Genomic DNA, 18280 nt, shown 5'->3' on the forward strand with positions numbered 1-18280 from the left:
AGAACGTTCCCCTCAACAATATGATCTCGAATTGGTCACTATGGAACAACTTTTTCCTCTGTCGTTGCAATAACAGGGGGATCATGCATTTTTGTGAACGTTTGGTTTTTCAGATTTAGATAAGCATGCTACGTCCATAGTTTGGACGTAGCATGTGATTTTGAAGGTTAGATAGCTAAGTCATCAATAATTTGATCGTCAACTAAATTAGCGAGGGTTACTTTTAGCTTAGGTGTTCTATCCATTTCGCGCTTAATGGCAAAGTTGGCCTCTTCATTGCGAGCCCAGCTCCGTCTAGCGATGCCGTTGTTGACATCAAATAACAGCATGGATTGAAGTTTGCGCTCTGCATCACTGCTGCCATCAAGCAGCATACCAAAGCCACCGTTGGTGACTTCACCCCAACCTACGCCACCACCATTATGGATTGAAACCCAAGTGGCACCACGGAAGCTATCGCCAATCACATTGTGAATAGCCATGTCAGCAGTAAAGCGACTACCGTCATAGATATTCGACGTCTCTCTAAATGGAGAGTCTGTACCACTGACATCATGGTGATCTCGTCCTAGGACTACAGGACCAATTTCGCCTCGATTAATGGCATCATTAAAGGCTTTCGCAATTTCCATTCTACCTTGAGCATCGGCATACAGGATCCTTGCTTGTGACCCTACGACTAACTTATTGGCTTTAGCGTCATTGATCCAAGTAATATTGTCCTGCATCTGTTGCTGGATCTCAGCAGGAGAGCTTTGCATAATATTACTTAAAACTTGTGCCGCTATTTCATCTGTTTTGTCGAGATCTTCCGGTTTACCTGAAGTACAAACCCAACGGAATGGACCAAAGCCATAGTCAAAGCACATTGGCCCCAAAATATCCTGCACGTAAGAAGGGTACTTAAAATCAATACCGTTTGCTGCCATAACATCAGCGCCTGCACGCGAGGCTTCTAATAAGAAGGCATTACCATAGTCAAAGAAGTAAGTTCCTTTCTCAGTATGCTTGTTGACGGCGGCACCATGGCGTCTTAATGTCGCTTGTACTTTTTCTTTGAATACTTCAGGTTCATCTCTAATCAAACGATTAGATTCTTCGTAGCTAATATCAACTGGATAGTAGCCGCCAGACCAAGGGTTATGCAGTGACGTTTGGTCTGAGCCTAAGTGAATAAAGATCTCTTCTTCTAGGAACGATTCCCAAACCTCAACCACATTACCAATATAGGCAATAGAGACAACTTCTTCGTTGGCTTGAGCTACTCTGACGCGCTTAATAAGCTCAGGCATATTATCGATGAGTTCATCAACCCAGCCTTGTTGATGTCGTTTTGTCGCGGCATTAGGGTTAACTTCGGCACAAACAGTAATACACTTAGCAATGTTACCTGCTTTGGGTTGTGCTCCACTCATGCCACCTAAACCAGCGGTAAGGAATATCTTGCCCTTAGCTTGTTCACCTGCTTTTAACACCTTGCGGAAAGCATTCATAACGGTAATCGTTGTGCCATGAACAATCCCTTGAGGTCCAATATACATAAATGAACCAGCTGTCATTTGACCATATTGAGTCACGCCCAACGCATTGAATTTTTCCCAATCGTCCGGCTTAGAATAGTTCGGGATCATCATACCATTGGTGACGACAACACGAGGAGCTTCTGGTGAAGAAGGGAATAACCCCATAGGATGGCCTGAGTACAGGTGCAAGGTTTGATCGCTCTCCATCTCACTGAGGTATTTCATTGCTAACAGGTATTGCGCCCAGTTTTGAAAAACAGCCCCATTGCCACCATAAGTGATAAGCTCTTCTGGGTGTTGGGCAACTGCAGGATCAAGGTTGTTATCGATCATCAACATAATGGCGGCAGCTTGCTGGCATTTTGCTGGATAGTCGCTTATTGCTCGCGCTTTCATCAAGTAATTCGGCTTAAAGCGATACATATAAATGCGGCCAAAGGCATTTAACTCTTGCGCAAACTCATGCGCAAGCTCTTGGTGCCACGCCTTGGGAAAGTATCTAAGGGCATTGCGAATGGCGAGTTGTTTCTCTTCTGTGCTGAGAATATCTTTACGCTTGGGCGCACGGTTAACATTCACCGGATAAGGTTTTGCCGGTGGCAGCTGCTCAGGGATCCCCTGTTTAATTTGTTCTTGAAAGCTAAGTTCAAAAGTCATCATTTACTCCAAAATTAAGCGTCAAAACTCACAGTGAAAGCTTGGGATTTCACTAACTCTACCATCGCGTCAATATCAGGTTTCAATAGCCTATCTTCTTCGAGCTTAGCGACTTTAGTGCGTATCAATTCGAAGTTTTTCTCAATAAGATCAGAGCAACGATTAGGTCTTCTGAATTCCAGTGCTTGAGCGGCATACATGAGCTCAATGGCAAGAATCTTATCCAAGTTGCCTAAGATTTGATTGAGTTTTCTACCTGAAATACTGCCCATCGAGACATGGTCTTCTTGGCCCATTGAGGTAGGTACGCTATCAGCCGATGGAGGGAAACAGAGTGATTTATTTTCTGTTACTAGTGCTGCTGTCGCATACTGAGGGATCATCATGCCTGAATTGAGACCACCTGCTAAAGTCAATAGGCGTGGTAAACCATGAAGCCCTTCTAATAATAGATAACAACGACGATCAGCAATATTGCCAAGTTCTGCAGCTGCAATCGCCGCATAATCGAGAACCATAGCTAATGGTTGCCCATGGAAGCTACCACCAGAAATGGCTTCTTCGCTACTGATAACGATCGGATTGTCGGTCACTGAGTTCATCTCGATTTCGACAAGTTCTTCTAAGTGATAGTAGGCATTACGAGAAGCTCCGTGAACTTGCGGAATACAACGCAGCGAATAAGGGTCTTGCACGCGACCACAGTTACCATGAGAGGCCATGTTTTGAGAATCTTTAAGCAGTCTTCTCATACGCGCAGCGACTTCTAAGTTGCCAACAAAAGCTCGCGTTTGGTGTAATTCGTCTCTGAACGGTGATTCACTACCTTGCATTCCTTCAATACTCATAGCGCCAGCGACGTCTGCAAGATCTAACAGGTAACGCATTTTTGTTAATGCAGTAATGGCATGGGATAGAATAAATTGAGTACCATTAATTAAGGCTAAACCTTCTTTTGCATGCAACTCCAATGGTTCTAACCCATTGGCCTCAAGTACAGCCTTGGCAGACTTTATCTGATCATCCTGCCAGAATTCACCTTCGCCTATCAGTGGTAAAAAGAGGTGTGATAGAGGCGCTAAATCGCCAGATGCACCCACAGAGCCCTGTTCAGGGACAACCGGAATGAGGTCCAATTCGAGGAAAGTAAGCATACGCTCTACCACTTCCAAACGTATACCAGAGAAACCTTGGCTAAGGGCATGAACTTTGGTGATTAGCATTAACTTAGAAATTGCTTTTTCGATCGGTTCGCCGACACCAACCGCATGGGTGATAAGCAGATTTTTTTGTAGTAAATGCGTTTCTTGTGGTGATATCTGCGTATCGCACAGCGGCCCAAAACCGGTGTTAATGCCATAAATTGCTTTATCAGAGTTGGCCATCTTATCTACATTGGCACGGCTGACATTAATTTTTGTTAAGGCTTCAGGGCACAGTTTTGCTTTGATGTGTCCATTCGCGATGCCGTTTACAGTATCAAGATCTAATCGATCAACACCGTATCTAAACGTCATGGTAAGGCTCCTTGTGGTTCACGTTATCCAGACAAACAAAGGGCTAGGGCGCCATCTCGCGCCTATCATTGCCACTGAGTTCTGGGTAGTTATTTTTCGGAGAAAGCGTTCGCAATATCCCAACAAAGACGTGCGGCTAACCGAGCGGTTTGGCTGTCTACGTCATAGGTCGGGTTGTACTCTGCGATATCTGCGATCACCAGTTTTTGCTTGTAATGTAAGATTCTGTCGATGAATGGAGCGAGCATATCAATGCTGACTCCTCTGGCGGCTGGCGCGCTCACCCCCGGCGCAGTAGCTGCAGGGAAAACATCTAAATCAATGGTGAGGTAGATGTAGTCACAGTTGTCGATAAAGTGCTGCAACTGAGTAAGGTGATAAATATGATTTAAGTGTGCGAGGTCTTTGTCTTCGATGTACCAAACGCCAAGTTCGTCGGCGCGTTGGAACAGAGCCGCTGTATTGCTTGCTCGGCTGACACCTAGGCAGGCGTAATGGAATGGCCACTCTTTTTTGGCACAATAGTGCTGAATCTGGTTAAAAGGTGTGCCTGAGCTAGGTTTGATTTCCGTCTGATCGCATTCAAATGCTCTCAGGTCGAAGTGAGCGTCAAAGTTAATGATGCCTATCTTCGGTGGCTTTGCAGGATTGAGATACTCGAAATATTGCGCCAAGCCCTGAAATGATGCCCATGCAACTTCATGACCTCCGCCTAAAGTGATAACCGGTGTGGATTTAAGCGCTGTCGCAATCACGTTGGCACAGTGAGATTGGCTTTGTTCTAGTTGGTCGTCATCGCAGACAACATTGCCCAGATCAATCAATGCGCTTTCTCTATGCCAAGCCATGTTTGCTAGTGCGCGACGAATCAAATCGGGCGCTCGTTTAGCACCAATGCGTCCTTTGTTACGAGCAACCCCCGCATCACTGCAGAAACCAAGCAAGCTAACGGCATTTCTATAGGGCTGAAGCTCATCGACTTGAATCTGTTTGATGACATGATGGACTCGCTTTCCTAACGCGCCATCTTCTGCATCGTGACGACCTTGCCAATGAAATTCTTGGTTGGTGGTTAATTGATTAGACATGATCGAGCTCTCCAGCGACAAGGCGAGCCGATAATCTAGGCGCACCTTGGAAATAGCTAAACTCGGCAGGGTGAGTCACATCCCAGATTGCGAGATCAGCATCAAACCCTTGTTTTATCTGACCTCTGCTCTCACCAAAACCGATGGCTTGAGCTGCATGATTGGTTACACCACGTAAGGTTTCTTCTGGTGTTAATCCAAATAACGTGCAACCCATATTCATCATCATAGTCAAGTCTGCAAATGGTGATGTGCCAGGGTTCAAATCAGTCGCAATTGCCATTGGTATTTTGTGTTGACGTAGTAACTCGATGGGCGGTAATTGTGTCTCTCTTAGAAAGTAGAATGCACCGGGAAGCAGAGTGGCTACGGTATTCGACTGAGCCAATGCAATAACGCCATTTTCATCCAAAAACTCAATGTGATCAGCGGATAAACCATCGTATTTTGCAGTCAACGCCGTACCACCTAAATTAGACAGTTGCTCGGTGTGTCCTTTAATCGCAAGTCCATTATCAATCGCAGCTTGATAGACTTTTTCCGTTTGAGCCAAGTTGAAACCGATGGACTCACAGAAAACATCTACACTCGAGGCGAGATTCTCATGGGCGGCCGCAGGGATTATCTCTTGGCAGACCATTTCAATGTAGTCGTCAGCGCGACCTGAATACTCAGGGGGAAGGGCATGAGCGGCTAACAAAGTGGTAGAGACACGGATCTTTCTGTGTTCTTCCAACGCCTTCGCTGCCCGAAGCATTTTAAGTTCGTCATTAAGGGTCAATCCATACCCAGATTTCACTTCGACCGAAGTGACACCGGATTGAATAAGGCCGTCCAAACGCGGTAATGCTAACTCGGTGAGTTGTTGCTCGCTTGCTTCACGAGTCGCGCGTACTGTAGAGAGGATGCCACCGCCTTGTTTTGCGATTTCTTGATAAGGTACACCTTGGAGGCGCATTTCGAATTCGTTGGCGCGACTGCCTGCGAAAATCAGGTGGGTATGGCAATCAATGAAGCCCGGAGTGACAAGCTTACCTTTACAGTCATAGCAGTTAACAGAAGTGCTTAGCTCACTGCTTAACGATTCTTGCGTGATCGACTGAATGCGTCCGTCTTTGATATAGATATTGCAAAGCGGTGACACTGAGTAACCGTCGCTCCCCTCGGTCATTGTGACTATCTTTGCATTTACTAATATCAAGTCGCTTGTAAGGCTCATAATCTATACTCGGATTTAAATGTATATACAAATATAGGTTCAAGTATAGATTTTGATCAAGCCTCATGTTGCGAAAATGTGATCGGTAAAAAGTATGAAATGCTATATCAAAGAAGAACTTTAGAGCTTAATTTGTATCTAGCCCCAGGATGGTAGAGTAATGCGGTGCTAACAAGCTTATCGTCACTCCATGTACGTCGATTAAGCAGTAGACACGGCTCATTGACTCCAAGGCGAAGTGCTGAGCGTACTGATTCATCAGCGACAATGGCTTCGACGGTATGCTCTATCGCACTTAACGGGCAGTTTTCAGATAGATATTGGTTGGGCGTGATTTGTGAAAAGTCCTGCTGCAGGTAGTTGGGAGCGTAGCTTGCATTCACCCAGCGAATCTCAAGCTGGATAGGAGATTTATCTTCAAAGTGAATGATTTCACTGTAGAAAACCGAACTTCCCAACATGACGCCTAGTTTCATCGCGACATTGTCATCAGCAGAAAGGGCGATTTGCTTGATAACCTTACTGCTGTAGGATTTCCCCCGCTGTTCTACTTCTTTAGCGATGTTTCTAATATCAAGAAGAGGGGATTCTGCTTTATCGTCAGGTGCGCAAACAAAGGTGCCTAAGCGCGGTCGCCTCACTAACCTACCTTCAGAAACCAAATCTCGAATCGCTTTGTTTACCGTCATCCTACTCACGTTAAACTGCTTGGTCAGTTCAAGTTCAGTGGTAATTCGATGACCGACAGGCCAAAACCCTTGTTCGATTTGTTCCGTAATGTAAGTTTTGATTTGTAAGTAAAGAGGCGAATTGCTCATATTTGTTCTAACTTCTTATTTGACTATACAAAAGGTTATACATTTAGTGGGTAAATGCAAGGTTCTAGGCAGTATGTAACCCTAATTTGGCGAGGTTCGCACGTTTTTAATCAGACTTAGCTACAAATGGCTTGCTAAATAGAGTGCAACAAGCAAAATCATGTGTGCAACAGAATCATAAGGATAAAATATGTTTGGAAAGTTAAAAGCTTCATTAGGAATTGGCGCGGCAAAAGTAGACACAGTGCTAGAAAGTATGTCTGTCTTTCAGGGGGAGACACTGAGGGGAACCGTACATATTCAAGGTGGTGATGTGGAACAGCAGATCGACGCGATCAATCTAAAGCTGTGTACCGAGATGAAAGTAGAGAGTGACGAAAGCACCAGCTACCAAGATTTTGTATTAGCCAAACTTCAAGCTGTCCAACCATTTGTTATCCAACCCAATGAGACTAAACAGGTTCCTTTTGAGTTGCGCTTGGACGATGAAACTCCAATCACAGCATTGAACGCTCTGAAGAATCAATGTCATGTTTGGCTAGAAACAACGTTGGACATTGATTTCGCGATTGACCCTAAAGACCGTGATTTTGTTGAAGTCAAACCATTGCCTGTAGTTGCCAAGATACTATCCGCTATCGAGCAAGCGGGTTTTGGTATGGTTAAAGCAGATGTTGAAAAAGGTTTCCTGCGCGGTGGTAACTTCTCTTCGAAATCAGGTTGCTATCAGGAAATTGAGTTTCGCAATAATGGTTTCATCAACAAAAAGGAGATCGAACTTTCGTTTATTCTCGATGGTGGGGTAGTGCACTGTTTAGCCGAGGTTGATCGCTCGCTAAGTATGCGTGGTGACCAGTACATCTCTTTCTCGTTGAATCGAAATGCCTCTGATTCGGAGTTAGCTGCAGCGGTGAACCGCATTCTTTCGGTTTAAGCGGCTGAGCCAAAGCGATAGCGGAACGCAACACCAAAAGCGATGTCGGTACTATTATCCGCGTGGAACATGTTCTCGACTAAGGTAATTTCGACCGCTGTATTTTTGAGAGTGTAGCGGTAGCCATAGGTAAACTCGGTGGAGGGTTTTGAAAATTCTCCGCCATCATCCAATAGGCCTTGAGATGAAGCTAGTTGACCAATAAAAGTATGATTTTCAAACCACTCATAGCGATAGCTGATACCAATTGTCCATGTAGAATCACGGTAGGGCATTTGAACAAAGTCTGTAGGGGTATCTCTAAATGTTAAGGCTGCGGTAGCATCAAGCGCATGTTTTTCTCTTACATAGCCATAATTTACCTGCACGCTCTGCTCAAAATCTGACGCGCTGAAAAGGCCATTGTCGGTGTCGTTGTAATAGAGCGAAACGCCAAGCGATATACCATGATGGTCATTAGTAAACGCTTGATATTGTATGTATCCTGTTACTGCACTGCTCAAGGTTTTACCACGAAACCCTTCCTCTTGTACGCCGTACTCTGGCATATCGATAACAAATCGGTTCCGCTCGACATCTTCGCGTCCATTCTGGTCAATACCAACGAAGTCATGAAAGGCAATAGTGGGTTTATCTAGATGGTTGTTGGCAGCAAAGTTCCAGCGATATTGGAGGTCGATTTGCCAATTTGTGTCGAGTTGCCATTTGCTACCAATAGCAAGCTGGTTTTGGTAATAATCGAGTTCATAAGTCGCAGTCACTGCCCAAATACTGGAAATGGTTCCTGACCCATAAACTTCATATTCATCGCTGTCTAAAGAGAATCCAGAACGGAGCTGAGGAGAGTGGACGTTGGTATGCAGAGGCGACTGAGTATAGCTTTGAAGAGGGCCGTATCCGTCGTCGGCTGAGGCATAATTTAACGTTAGCAAAACGATCATGCTGATCAAGAGCCAGAGCTTCCCTCCCATTGTTGCCTCCAACTTATTTTTATCTGTTTGATAGAAATATAGTTTAAGAGGTGAAGCTTTGCTAAATCGAAAGGCTTACCTGAATGTTCAGGTAAGCCCAATAAGGTTAGGCTGCGCTTAGGTGAGTGGTAATGTATGGCTGCCAAGCGTTTTGATATAGTTCTTTAGATTCACGGCGCATATTGCGAATCTGTGCCATTTCAAACTCGTTGTATTCACGGCCTTCAATCGCAGCGGCACGCTCGATTTTTTGAATACGTTCGTAGATGTCATGCTCTGGGCCACTTTTCACATCAGCTATGGCTTTAAGGTGAAGCTGTACTTCAGCGACTAAGTTTGTTTTTGGCAGCTGAACGAGAACGTTTAAATCGCGGTATCCAGATTCCGCTGGTTTCTTAAAGCGGTTTTTAACTTTAACAATGGTTGTTTCGCGGTTAAGTACTTCATAGGCAGACATCAGGCTTTCAATGTCGTCAGCGACAATCGTTGCACGGGCTAGGTCTGTAATTCGCTCTGTTTGACCATCAAGTTCATAAGCAATCTTTTCTTTAGCACGGTCAGACGATTTAACACCAGCGAAGTAAGATTCTGTTGAAGTCAGTAGAGCAGTACTTTTACAGATGGTCTCTAGTTCTGCTTGAGCTTGATGGGCTTTGCTATAAAGAACGTCGAAATCAGTGTATGGCTGAAGTGGAGTGGTCGACATTGACTTAATGCCGTAAAGGCCGCTTAGGTTATGTTTGAATGCTTTGGAACACACTTCGTTCTGGTTAGTAGAACGGTTTTCCTCGTTACCCGGCGCGGTTGGAATAGCAGCAAATGCAGGGGCACGGCTGAGCATTAGAAGCATCAGGGCCGTAGTTCGCAAAAATAGGCTCATTCACTCTCCTTAGATGTGTAGGGCTTAGCTAAAAAGGTGTCGAAAAAAGTTTCAATCACTAGCGCTACTCATCTCTACATAGTTAATGGGGGCACTTTGTGCGATTCCAATCGCTTTCCCATCGACCGTTGATAAAACTTTGAACAGTCTCGCATTTCCTTTGCGTTTAATTAGAGTGCAACCCTTTTCAAAGGTTCATCTTCAATGTGTAACTAAGTATATCTGATGAAAATGAACCTAATCTGAATAAAGTTTTCAGAATAGGATTGGTGAAGGGATACCACTTAGCTTCACTTTCCGATAGGCTATGCGCTACGAAGTCAGTCACAGAGAAACAAAATGAGAGACCCAGAATTTTGGCACGGTAAATGGGCGGCAAACCAGATCGGTTTTCACCTAGAGGACGTGAATCCGCTACTGATTAAATATTGGCAGGAAACGAACCCAAGCCAAGAGGACAACGTTTTTGTCCCTTTGTGTGGAAAGTCAGAAGACTTGGTATGGCTGGCAACGAAACACTCTGATGTTCAGGGGGTAGAGCTGAGCAATATTGCCGTGCGTGCTTTCTTTGCTGAACATTTTTACACGCCAATGGTGATGCCGATTAATGGTCAGCATGAGCTGTTTCAGTTTGATGAGCTATCTATCTATGTCGGTGACTACTTTACTGCGCCAATCAAGCCGGTTGATATCGTTTATGATCGAGCCTCGCTCATTGCTTTACCAAAAGAAATGCGAGTGCAATACGTAGAAAAGATTAAGTCGCTCCTTAAACCCGATGGGCGCATTTTGCTGGTTACTCTCGATTATGATCAAGAGTTAATGCCGGGACCTCCATTTGCTGTCCCTGAATCAGAGGTGAGAGCGCTGTACGATGGCTACAAGATCACTAAGCTAGAGAGCAATGAAGAAGCTGAGAAGCATCCTAAGATTGCTAAACATGAATCTGCACGATTCGCTGAAGAAGTTTACTTGATTGAAGTGGTTTAAATTTAAGATAAACAAAGGCTTGGTCATTTCAAATGACCAAGCCTTTTAGTTTCGATAAAACGATTTAGTAAATGATTTTTACTTTATCTGCGCTTTGTTTAGCGTCTTTAATTGCTTGTTCGATGGATTCACGACGAGCAATGGCGACTCCTAAACGGCGGCGTCCATCAATATCGGGTTTGCCGAATAATCGTAGCTGAGTTTGTGGCGCAGCTAACGCATCGCCTAGGCCTTCGAAGCGAATATCGCTAGATGTTCCTTGCCCTAAGATAACGGCTGAGGCTGCAGGGCCATACTGAGTAATCCCAGCGATTGGCATACCTGCAAATGCGCGAACGTGCAGAGCGAACTCAGAACTATCTTGTGACATCAGAGTAACTAGGCCAGTATCGTGCGGACGAGGTGAGACTTCGTTAAAGATAACCGTGTCGCCTTTGACAAACAGCTCAACTCCAAAGATGCCGTAACCGCCAAGTGCGTTAACAACTTTACCCGCAGCGTCTTGGGCAGCGGCTAGCGCGATGTCTGTCATGGTTTGTGGCTGCCAAGATTCACGGTAGTCGCCATCCTCCTGACGGTGGCCGATTGGCGCGCAAAAATGAACGCCATCAACAGCGCGAACAGTGAGCAAGGTGATCTCGTAATCGAAATCAATAAACCCTTCTACAATAACGCGACCTGCTCCAGTACGTCCGCCTTCTTGTGCATAGTTCCAAGCTTTATCAATATCTTCAGCGCTTTTAATTACACTTTGGCCTTTACCTGAAGAACTCATGACCGGTTTACATACACAAGGCACACCAACCGCTTCTACTGAGGCAACAAACTCTTCATAGCTGTCTGCAAAGCGATAAGGGGAAGTGGTTAAGCTTAGCTCTTCTGCGGCTAAGCGACGGATCCCTTCACGGTTCATTGTTAGCTTTGTTGCTTTCGCGGTTGGCACGACGTTCAAGCCTTGGGCTTCTAATTCTACTAACGTATCGGTCGCGATGGCTTCAATTTCAGGGACGACATAATCAGGCTGTTCTTTTTCGATGATTGCCTGTAGCGCGTCTCCATCAAGCATATCTAATGTATAGCTGCGATGGGCAACCTGCATCGCTGGTGCATTTTCGTAACGATCGCATGCGATCACTTCAAGACCAAGGCGTTGGCATTCGATGGCGACTTCTTTACCGAGTTCACCTGAGCCAAGAAGCAGAACGCGAGTTGCATGATTTGCTGTTGCAGTACCGAACATAATTAACCCTAAAATGTAAGAGGAATAGAAGGTTTTGCGAGCATGATACTCATTGGAAAAAGAAAAGCAAACGTTTGCTTTGTGGTGTTTGGTGAATTTTAGTGGTGGAGTACTGCGAGACAAGAGCGATGAAAATTACGATTTCGATAATTCTCTACTTTATTACCGCTTTTTGGGTGTTTATTGAGCAATTGCAATCACTTATTACGTAAATACTCAGCATTAGAGTTATAATCACTAACAATAATCAACTCTAATAAGAATACGGCTACTAACTTAATGCAGTTCGACCCAGAAAAATCCATAAAAATACCAATCGGTACGCTGACCGTTGGCATGTTTGTGACTGCAATTGAAGACAGTAAACGCGTCAATCTCGCCAATGCGGGGCGTGTACCGTCCGAACAAGCAGTCAAACAGCTTGTTAAAAATGGAGTTAAATTTGCTTGGGTAGACAAGGAGTTGTCAGTAAAAGGGAGTGTTTTTAAACCCGTTAAGGTTGTGGAAGAAACTGAATCGCCACAAGAAGCATCAACGCCAGTGAAGCGGAAAAAGGTGAGCCGCTTTTCACAGCAAAAGAAAGCGCAGAAAATCATCAAAGAAGCGAAGGGGCTGGCTAACAGGATTCTGACGCAAACTTTTGAAGGTAAGCCAATCCATGTCTCTGAATTGGATGATCTCGCAGACGACATGATCGAGTCCGTGTTGCTTGACTCAGATGCATTGCATTGTGTGTCTGCGCTGCGTAATAAAGATGAATACTTACTTGAACACTCAGTCAACGTTGCGACTCTGCTCGTGACCTTTGGTAAACATCTTGGCCTGCCGAAAGAGACGCTAAAACAAATGGCGATTGGGGGCATTATTCACGATGTTGGCAAAATTAAGGTTGATGATAAAGTTCTGCACAAACCTGCTCGGTTAACACCCGAAGAGTTCGAGCATATGAAGCTTCATCAGGTTTACGCGAAAGAGATCATCACTACGGTTACAGGTTTGAGTGATGTTAGCCGCGATGTTTGTTTGATGCATCATGAAAAACTCGATGGGAACGGCTATCCAGCGGGGCTAAAAGGGGATGAAATCCCTCTACACGGTCGTATGAGCTGTATTGTTGATATCTATGATGCGTTGACTGCCGATCGCTGTTACAAGCAAGGCATGAGCCCAGCAGAAGCGTTTAAAATACTCTTGAGCTTAACACCGAATCATTTAGACAAAGAGTTGGTGTACAAATTCATCAACTGTATTGGCGTTTTCCCTGTCGGGGCTTTGGTCGAGTTGAGTGATGGACGTGTAGGTATTATTTGGACTTCGAACTCCCACGAGCCGCTAAAGCCAGAAATCAAATGTTTCTATTCGCGTAAGTATCATCGTTTTGTCGATGTAAGTTTTGTCGATATGAAAACAACCAAACTAACGATTAAAAAGGCTATAGCCCCTAGTCAGTTAGAAGTCGACCCCAAACTGTTTTTCGATGTTTAACCCCGAATTGATACAAGAAAAGGCGCTAATTTAGCGCCTTTCTCAGTTTAAAGTTCCAAGTAAGTGATTGGAATATCAGGGTTTAGTGCTTCTAGCGTCGCTTGCGTGTTTGCTAGATGGCTGATAGTACCGTCTTCTACTTCTACCAAGGCCGCAGAATCAATACTTTCGAGCTCCTTACGGTCTAACAGTAACTGGATCAACGCAACCTGAAGTGGCGGTAGGCTTGGGTTAAATGCAGCGTTTTCTGCATATGCGCCTTGATATACTTTGCCATCTTTGGTCTTAATCGCGACACCACTTAAGTTATGTGTGTAAGGGGCATGGCTTCGATTTAAGGCAGCGACAGCCAGTTGTAGTAGCTCATCTTGCTCTTGTGTCTGTTTTCCATGGTCAACAGAGGTCATCAATGCTGATTCGATGCCAAGATCTGAAGGGCCAAACGACTCTGGTAAGTAGTAATGAAGTGGCTGACCTTCACGTTTAGGCAGTTGGATCTTAAGCTCGTTAGCGGTTGAAAGTTCATTCATAAACTGACGGCAGTGACCACAAGGGCTGTAGTTGATCGTGATGTCAGCAACGCCTTGTTCACCCTTCATCCATGCATGGCTGATTGCTGATTGCTCTGCGTGAACGGTTTGCCCTAGTTGAACGCCGTCAAACTCGACATTCGCGCCGAAGTACAGTTTGCCAGATAGGCCGCGAACAATTGCACCCACATAAAACTTTGAAAGCGGAGCATAGGAATAAGCGGCTGCAAATGGAAGTAGCAATACTCGTAGTTCCGCGTCTTCAAGACCTGAAATAGCGAGGAGTTGCTCAAATTGCTCTGAAGAAATCGTCGCGTCAAAATCGTCAGCAAGAAGAATAGGAGATAAGAAATCTGCTACGTTTTGTGGCACTTCAGATAGCGCCTGTTCAATGCGGCTTCTCATAGTGAGTCCTTTAATAAACATCGTTGATATCTTTGAGTTTAGAGCCAGATACTGGTGTGTAAACTCCGATATTGGTATTACATTTTATGTAAAGATGAGAATTATTCGGCGATCAAGATCACAAAATATATTGTAACGATATTGTCTGTTGCATTATTTGAGTGATGTCACACATGATAACGATTACAGGCGAGAAATTAGTGATATGCGTCGAGCCGCTAGTTGCAGCTCGACATCAATTACTTACGCTGACAACCAGACTGCCAAGGTAAAGAAAGAAGGTGCTAGGATTGAGGTGATAACACCGCACACAACAAGTGCTAGAGAGCTAAAGGCCGCATCTTGACCATCTTTCTCAGCGCAGGTTGCTGTTCCCAGCGCGTGGGAAACCGTCCCCATCGTGAGCCCTTTGGCAATAGGGTGAGTGATGTTCAGTAAGTTATAAATCGGATAAGCCATAATCGCACCGAACAGGCCAACGATTAAAACTAGTATCGCGGCGATGGCGGGCTCACCACCAAGGTGACTAGAAACCTCCATCGCAATCGGTGTGGTCACTGATTTACCCAATAGGCTCGCTATAAGGGAAATATCTGCCTTTAAGTAAACGGCAATCATACTAGCGGTAAACATAGACATGATACTACCCACACCACACGCCAACATGATGATGCGCCAATTGGCTCGGATCTGTGGCAATTGCTCGTATAGAGGATAAGCTAGCGCGACTACAGCTGGTTGTAATAGGTAGTTGATCCACTGATTGTCGGCGTAATAAGTTTCAAACGGTATTTTCAGGTAAGTCAGCAGCGGTATGAGTACTGCTAGGCTCACCAATAAAGGGTTCATAAACGGGCTTTTTACTTTTTGGCATAGCCAACGAGCGGCAAAGAAAACAAGAATAGTGACAAGTAACCACATTACTTTTGTCCTCCTTTAAGCATGCGATCGAGCATTAAACCCAGAACGACCAATACGATCAGAGTACCACCCACAGCACTCGCTAAAATCGGTAAGGCATTAGCGATTAACATATCGAAATGCTCCATCAAGCCAACGCTGATAGGAACAAAAAGTAGCACCATGTAGCGAATAAAGAGAGAGGCACCGGGTTTAACCCAGTCTGAAGGCACGAGTCCGCTTGCAAGCAAACCAAATAAAATCAGCATACCAATGATGCTGCCAGGGATAGAGATACCTAATAAGTGTTGAATATTAGTGCCCGCAATAAGGCACAAAAATATCAGCCCCATAGATACAACGTATTGAAGCAAAGTTTTCGCCATGGTGTAGAGTCGTCCAACTGCAGAACCTCCAGAGTGCTGAAGGCTCGAATTATTCATATGCCAACCCTGATTTTGAATAGGAATGGTAGGGATTAGCTAGGTTGTAGGGTGCAGGACTTGGTTACTAATGTTAATTTTGACTACTAGGATACTCGCTTTTGTACGTATTGGTAGATAGATTTTAAAATAGCGATTTTCTTTTGGTCACTCTCATGTTCGTGAACTAAGTTTTCCAAATTTAACATGTAGTCTTCAATACGACTTTCGAAGTAGTCACGACAGTGCGTCGCCCATCGCTGTTGTTCTGACTCATCGAGCGTCCACGGGAAGTTTCGCGCGCGGTAACGGAACAGCAGTGGCGCAATGCGGTCATCACTAAATGAAATATCAAGCGCAGATAAATTGTTTGGGTCAGTTTCACGAATGATGTTCATCGCCGCTTTATCTGCCGGAGAGAAGAAACCATCGTAGAGCATGCTATCGACGTCATTGCTCTTTTCATATTCCCGCTCTATGCCATAAACACCAATCAGCTTTTCACGAACCTCAGGGTGCTTGCGGAGCAGGGCGAGATTCTCTAAGCATTTTTCACGGTCAATGCCAATTTTCTCTGCGTTTTCAGCAGTGAGTGTTTTGGCTGGAGCAAGAATAGGGCACTTATTGAGGTGGATAAGCTTAACAGGGACTGGAAGCTCGTCAGGTGCAAGGTCAGATCGCTTAGTATACAGTCGCTCATTAAGCTGCTTTGTATCCAAATCCAATAGGGCTTGCGGGTCTTTCGCCAAATCGACACAAATGACCGCATTCTGATTAGTCGGGTGCCAAGCAACAGGAACAACCCAGCTAGTGTAGTTACACTCTTTGCCCAACATACCTGAAACATGCATCAATGGTGTCATGTTCACGATGTCGATCAGTTCATTCAACTTGCGCTTGTGACGCATGCTTAGGAAGTAATCAAACAATTTTGGTTGAGCCGCTTTAACCTTTTTGGCCATTTCAATCGTCGCGATAACATCCGCCATCGCATCGTGTGCGTTCTCATGTTCAATGCCATTGGCTACAGATAAATGCTCAAGCTTAAAGCTGATAAAACCTTCATCGTTCTCAGGCCAGTTTACTCCTTCTGGACGAAGCGCGTAGCAAGCACGCATAACATCAAGCAAATCCCAGCGAGAGTTACCGTTTTGCCAGCTCCACGCATAAGGATCGATAAAGTTTCGGTAACAGGTGTAGCGCGTTACCTCATCATCGAATCGGATACTGTTATAGCCCAAGCTAATGGTGTTTGGTGTTGCCAGTTGTTCGTGGATCTTTGCGATAAACTCGGGCTCTGAAAGACCTTGGGTTTCCGCGGTTTGCGGAGTTATACCTGTAATTAGTGCGGCTTCTGGTGCCGGAAGATAATCCGCAGGCGGCTGACAATAAATAACAAGAGGTTCACCAATAATATTGAAGTCCATATCGGTACGAACACCCGCAAACTGACACGGTCGATCTTTCGCTGGGCTAGTTCCCCACGTCTCGTAATCAAAAAAGAAAAACGTAGGCTGATGCTCTTGCTGCATTGTCTTTATTACCAAGGGTTTGAAATCTACCTCGGTATTAGACCATTGGCAGCCACCAAGCGCAATTGTGAGAGAGGAATAAGGCGATAAGAGGTGATTTTTTGGGCGGGTGGGGGAACTGTAGTGGGAGTGGTTATTGATAGTAGTATAAATGATGCAACGTTAAACTGTATTGTATGTAGTTGAGTCATTTATGGAGTGTTGATAGTCATAAGCTGCTGATAATAAATGATTGTGATGTGGATGGAACATCATAGTTGTCTATGATTTTGTGTAGAATTTAAATGATGGTAACCTGTACGGTAAATGTGGTTTGGTGGGCAGTGTAGAACTAGTTTATCTAACAACTGTTAAGCGTTTTAAATGGGCTGAGGTAATAATGTCTAACTCAAAATGTAAACTTTGTGGGAATGAGGGGAAACTCGAGAAATCACACATTATTCCAAAGTCTTACTTTAAAAGCTTGAAGTCTGGAAATGGCCAGCTTGTTGCAATTGTATGTGATGATGAAACGCAACCCAAAAGGTCGAATATAGATCCGAAAGAAGAATTACTATGCCGAGAATGTGAGCAATTTATTAGTGTAAACTATGAGCGATATGGTACTCAGCTCTTTAAAAGAACAACTAATATTAAAAAGGCAAAGTCATATATTGAGTTCAATGGGTTCAAGTATACAGAGTATTACTTATACTTAATTAGCATTCTTTGGCGTGCATCAATTTCAACAATTGCTGAATTTTCAAATGTTAAATTAAATGCTCAATTTGACGAACTATTAGCACACTGCATTAAGAGAAAATCAATAAAGTTGGGTACATCCCTAAAACTGGATCATTTTATTAGAATTTCAGTTTTAAGAGTTATTGACTCTTCTGGTCAGCTTGATGACAACATTATAAAAAAACTAATGATGAGCTTCGGCATTGAAAGAGGAGAAACAGCACAGGATGGCATGATTTATTACTTTATGATTGATGGTTTTTTGATTGGTTTCTACTTAAATGTTGAAAAAGATATACACGACGTTCGCACGCTACGTATTGCTGGTCAACTTAAGAACCGGAAGCAAATCCGGATACCTAAAGTAGAAATAGTGAATTTAAAGCAAGTTCACCAAGCCTTGAATACTGTTATTGATAAAGCAAAAGGGTCAACGCTTTGAAAAA

16 protein-coding genes are annotated in these 18280 nt (G+C 44.3%); 4 read left to right on the forward strand and 12 right to left on the reverse strand.

The annotated features are described in order from the left end of the window. Nucleotides 1-167: 167 nt before the first annotated feature. From IX91_RS06655 to hutC, 5 genes are all read right to left on the reverse strand, one after another. Nucleotides 168-2183, reverse strand: coding sequence for a urocanate hydratase (locus IX91_RS06655; protein ID WP_236642866.1), 2016 nt, complete (start codon nt 2181-2183; stop codon nt 168-170). Nucleotides 2184-2194: 11 nt separating this feature from the next. Then, nucleotides 2195-3697, reverse strand: a complete 1503-nt coding sequence (hutH, locus tag IX91_RS06660; protein WP_004742801.1) for a histidine ammonia-lyase — start codon at nt 3695-3697, stop codon at nt 2195-2197. An 89-nt stretch (nt 3698-3786) separates the two neighbouring features. Then, on the reverse strand, nt 3787-4785 hold the full coding sequence (gene hutG, locus IX91_RS06665) for a formimidoylglutamase (protein WP_004742802.1): 999 nt from the start codon (nt 4783-4785) through the stop codon (nt 3787-3789). Continuing rightward, the gene (gene hutI / locus IX91_RS06670; RefSeq protein WP_004742803.1) at nt 4778-5956 is read right to left on the reverse strand and encodes an imidazolonepropionase; all 1179 of its coding nucleotides are present in this window, start codon (nt 5954-5956) and stop codon (nt 4778-4780) included. The genes hutG and hutI overlap by 8 nt, the downstream gene beginning before the upstream one ends. 155 nt (nt 5957-6111) lie before the next feature. Next, a complete protein-coding gene (gene hutC, locus IX91_RS06675; protein WP_004742804.1) occupies nt 6112-6822 on the reverse strand; it encodes a histidine utilization repressor in 711 nt (236 codons plus the stop codon). Nucleotides 6823-7012: 190 nt separating this feature from the next. On the opposite strand from hutC, the gene IX91_RS06680 reads away from it, so the two are divergent. Continuing rightward, the gene (locus IX91_RS06680) at nt 7013-7756 is read left to right on the forward strand and encodes a sporulation protein (RefSeq protein ID WP_004742805.1); all 744 of its coding nucleotides are present in this window, start codon (nt 7013-7015) and stop codon (nt 7754-7756) included. Here the strand turns inward: IX91_RS06680 and IX91_RS06685 are convergent. Together IX91_RS06685 and IX91_RS06690 are read right to left on the reverse strand one after the other, a co-directional pair. Next, nucleotides 7753-8727: a DUF3187 family protein gene (locus IX91_RS06685; RefSeq protein WP_004742806.1), complete on the reverse strand. Its 975-nt coding sequence runs from the start codon at nt 8725-8727 to the stop codon at nt 7753-7755. The genes IX91_RS06680 and IX91_RS06685 overlap by 4 nt on opposite strands. A 106-nt stretch (nt 8728-8833) precedes the next feature. Further along, a complete protein-coding gene (locus IX91_RS06690; protein WP_004742807.1) occupies nt 8834-9607 on the reverse strand; it encodes a nucleotidyltransferase family protein in 774 nt (257 codons plus the stop codon). Nucleotides 9608-9946: 339 nt separating this feature from the next. Between IX91_RS06690 and IX91_RS06695 the strand changes: the two genes are divergently transcribed. Beyond that, on the forward strand, nt 9947-10597 hold the full coding sequence (locus tag IX91_RS06695) for a thiopurine S-methyltransferase (protein ID WP_004749492.1): 651 nt from the start codon (nt 9947-9949) through the stop codon (nt 10595-10597). Nucleotides 10598-10661: 64 nt separating this feature from the next. Here the strand turns inward: IX91_RS06695 and purT are convergent, their stop codons facing one another. After that, a complete protein-coding gene (gene purT / locus IX91_RS06700; RefSeq protein WP_004749491.1) occupies nt 10662-11837 on the reverse strand; it encodes a formate-dependent phosphoribosylglycinamide formyltransferase in 1176 nt (391 codons plus the stop codon). Between the two features lie 279 nt (nt 11838-12116). Between purT and IX91_RS06705 the strand changes: the two genes are divergently transcribed. Beyond that, a complete protein-coding gene (locus IX91_RS06705) occupies nt 12117-13322 on the forward strand; it encodes an HD-GYP domain-containing protein (protein ID WP_004743064.1) in 1206 nt (401 codons plus the stop codon). A 47-nt stretch (nt 13323-13369) separates the two neighbouring features. On the opposite strand, the gene cdd is transcribed toward IX91_RS06705, so the two are convergent. The 4 genes from cdd to sbcB form a co-directional block, all read right to left on the reverse strand. After that, complete coding sequence (cdd, locus tag IX91_RS06710) at nt 13370-14257, reverse strand: cytidine deaminase (RefSeq protein ID WP_004743063.1); 888 nt, start codon at nt 14255-14257, stop codon at nt 13370-13372. Nucleotides 14258-14500: 243 nt separating this feature from the next. Beyond that, entirely contained in the window at nt 14501-15178 is a 678-nt protein-coding gene (locus IX91_RS06715) for a CidB/LrgB family autolysis modulator (protein WP_004743062.1), read from the reverse strand. After that, nucleotides 15178-15543, reverse strand: coding sequence for a CidA/LrgA family protein (locus IX91_RS06720; protein ID WP_038197618.1), 366 nt, complete (start codon nt 15541-15543; stop codon nt 15178-15180). Before IX91_RS06720 ends, IX91_RS06715 begins: the two co-directional genes overlap by 1 nt. 143 nt (nt 15544-15686) lie before the next feature. Then, complete coding sequence (gene sbcB / locus IX91_RS06725; protein ID WP_004743059.1) at nt 15687-17111, reverse strand: exodeoxyribonuclease I; 1425 nt, start codon at nt 17109-17111, stop codon at nt 15687-15689. Nucleotides 17112-17427: 316 nt separating this feature from the next. Between sbcB and IX91_RS06730 the strand changes: the two genes are divergently transcribed. Continuing rightward, the gene (locus tag IX91_RS06730; RefSeq protein ID WP_236642868.1) at nt 17428-18276 is read left to right on the forward strand and encodes a hypothetical protein; all 849 of its coding nucleotides are present in this window, start codon (nt 17428-17430) and stop codon (nt 18274-18276) included. The last annotated feature ends 4 nt before the right edge of the window (nt 18277-18280 follow it).

The organism is Vibrio tubiashii ATCC 19109 (genome assembly GCF_000772105.1).
In the GTDB taxonomy this organism is placed as follows: Bacteria; Pseudomonadota; Gammaproteobacteria; order Enterobacterales; family Vibrionaceae; genus Vibrio; species Vibrio tubiashii.